This is a genomic window from Paracoccus sp. UBA5162, assembly GCF_002413585.1.
In the GTDB taxonomy this organism is placed as follows: Bacteria; Pseudomonadota; Alphaproteobacteria; order Rhodobacterales; family Rhodobacteraceae; genus Paracoccus.
In genome coordinates, this window is the sequence record NZ_DHXG01000049.1 from 14,241 (window position 1) to 16,663 (window position 2,423).

Below are 2,423 nucleotides of genomic sequence, written 5' to 3' on the forward strand. Positions count from 1 at the left end.
GTGGCGATCCGGAAGACATGGTTCATTCGGCTGCCTCGGATCCCGCATCATCCGGCGTGCCCAGCCGGGGATCGTCGGTCGGGTCATGGTCCAGACCGATCTGTTTCTGGTTGCGCGCGCCCAGTTCGCGCAGCATCTCGACCTGGCGGATGACATTGCCGGGCCCGCGCGACAGACGGTCCAGCGCCTGGCCATGCGCGCGGCCGGCCTGGTCCAGCGCCTTGCCGACCCCTTCCATCGCCTCGACGAAACCGGCCACCTTGTCATAAAGCGCGCCGGCCCGTTTCGCGATCTCCATGGCGTTGGTTTCGCGACGCTCGACGGCCCAGATATGTTCGACCGTGCGCAGGGTCAACATCAGCGTGGTGGGCGTGGTCAGGCCGACCCGGCGTTCCATCGCGAAGCGGGCCAGGCCCGGATCGGCGCGCAAAGCCTCGGAAAACGCGCCCTCGATCGGGATGAACATCAGCACGTAGTCGACCGAAGCATCGTTCATTCGGTGATAGCCCTTCTCGCCCAGTGTGGTGACATGGGCACGGATCGCGGCCACATGGCGACGCAGGGCGGCATCCGCCTGGGCGGGATCGTCGGAATTCACCGCGACCTCGTAATCGTTGAGCGACACCTTGCTGTCGATCACCATGATCTTTTCGCGCGGCATCCTGACCACCACGTCGGGGCGCCAGCGCCGGCCATCCTCGTCGGTCCAGCTGTTCTGAATGTCGTAGTGAATACCGGATGCAAGCCCGGATTCCTCGAGAATTCTCTCCAGCACCATCTCGCCCCAGGCGCCTTGACGCTGCTTCTCGCCCTTCAGCGCGCGGGTCAGGTTGACCGCCTCGCGAGAGATGTCCTCGGACCGCTGATGCAGGAAGGCGATCTGTTCGCGCAGACGCGCGCCCTCCTCGTCCAGAACCTTGTTGCGGACCTGCAATTCCGATTGGAACCGGTGCACCTGGTCGCGAAACGGGGTCAGCAGCGCGGAAAGCTGTTCGCCCTGCGCCTTCTGCATGTCGGTTTGCTGCACGCGCAGGGTTTCGGCCGCCAGCAGCCTGAACTGGCCGGTCATTTCCTCGCGCAGCTCGCGCAGCGCCGCAATCTCGCGCGTGGCGGATTCGTGATCCTTCTGCGCCGCCAGCCGGGTTTCGGCCAATTGCGTGCGCATCTGCGCGATCTCCTGCCGGGCCTGGTGCAGCGCGTCGGTCAGCCCGTCGCGTTCCTCCGCCAGTTCGCCCAGGCGCGCCCGCTGCGTCTCGGCACGGACCTCGTGCTGGCCGATCTGCAATTCCAGCGCGTGAACCCGGCCATCGGCGTCTTGCAGTCTGGATTGCAGCGCCGTCTCGCGTGCCCCGCCCGCCGACAAGGCGCGACGCAGGCGCAGCGCCAGGACGACCAGCATCAGCAATCCGACGGCAAGCAGGGCCAGCAGGGCCTGGACGGTCTGGAGATCGCCGGACCATGCGATGATCCGGGCGGAAAAATCCTGCGGCATGAAGGCTCCGATTGCTGCGCGTCGGGCTTAGTGTTCACTTTTTGTGCCGCGACACAACCCATCCGGGCGCCGTTGTCAGGACACCGCTGTCAGGCCTCGACCGATTGCAGAAACGACATCACTGCGGCGGCATAATCCCGGCGGTCCATGGTCGAGACCTCGGCGCTGGCAAGCCAATCCAGAAGCGAGGCCCGGTCGCGATCGGAAAACCTCATCCGCCAGTCCTGAAAGCGCCGATGTTCCAGCGCGCCCTCCACCAGCACCGCTATATCTCGGTGCCGGTCGTCACGCAGGATCGAACCCAGAACTTCGCGCAGCGCATCCGCCGGTCCTTCGAGCCATTGAAAGAACAGCCCATCCTCGTAGTGCAGACAGCCCGTCAGCGACATCGCCTGGTTGCGCGCGCGGGCGGCGGCAAGAATGTCCTCAAGTTCGCCCGCCCGAAGCGCGCGACTGGCGGTGCTGCGATACAGCGAATATTCCAGTCCTTCCGACATGACGGGTTACTGATCGAGAAAGGACCGAAGCTTGCGGCTGCGCGAGGGGTGCTTCAGCTTGCGCAGCGCCTTGGCCTCGATCTGGCGGATGCGCTCGCGGGTGACGCTGAATTGCTGGCCGACCTCTTCCAGCGTGTGGTCGGTGTTCATGCCGATGCCGAAGCGCATCCGCAGAACCCGTTCCTCGCGCGGGGTCAGGCTGGCCAGAACGCGGGTCGTGGTTTCCTTCAGGTTTTCCTGAATGGCGGAATCCAGCGGCAGGACCGCATTCTTGTCCTCGATGAAATCGCCAAGCTGGCTGTCTTCCTCGTCCCCGATCGGGGTTTCCAGACTGATCGGTTCCTTGGCGATCTTCATCACTTTGCGCACCTTCTCGAGCGGCATGGAGAGCTTCTCCGCCATCTCTTCGGGTGTCGGTTCGCGGCCCTGATCGT

The 2,423-nt window shown here is 64.8% G+C and carries 3 protein-coding genes; all 3 read right to left on the bottom strand.

Annotated features, from left to right (window positions below; genetic code table 11):
* Nucleotides 1-22 precede the first annotated feature (22 nt).
* Nucleotides 23-1,492 carry a DNA recombination protein RmuC gene (gene rmuC / locus B4A72_RS07020; RefSeq protein ID WP_292957515.1) on the bottom strand — a complete coding sequence of 490 codons (1,470 nt, stop codon included), beginning with the start codon at nt 1,490-1,492 and terminating at the stop codon, nt 23-25.
* An 89-nt stretch (nt 1,493-1,581) separates the two neighbouring features.
* Nucleotides 1,582-1,989, bottom strand: coding sequence for a BLUF domain-containing protein (locus B4A72_RS07025; protein ID WP_292957517.1), 408 nt, complete (start codon nt 1,987-1,989; stop codon nt 1,582-1,584).
* 6 nt (nt 1,990-1,995) lie between these two features.
* Nucleotides 1,996-2,423, bottom strand: a 428-nt coding sequence (locus B4A72_RS07030) for a sigma-70 family RNA polymerase sigma factor (RefSeq protein ID WP_292978268.1), incomplete at its 5' end; no start/stop codon positions are given.

What these genes read in the sequence shown, in the direction of transcription:
- B4A72_RS07025 (WP_292957517.1), bottom strand. Translation starts at nt 1,989, where the DNA reads ATGTCGGAAGGACTGGAATATTCGCTGTATCGCAGCACCGCCAGTCGC.
- rmuC (WP_292957515.1), bottom strand. Translation starts at nt 1,492, where the DNA reads ATGCCGCAGGATTTTTCCGCCCGGATCATCGCATGGTCCGGCGATCTC.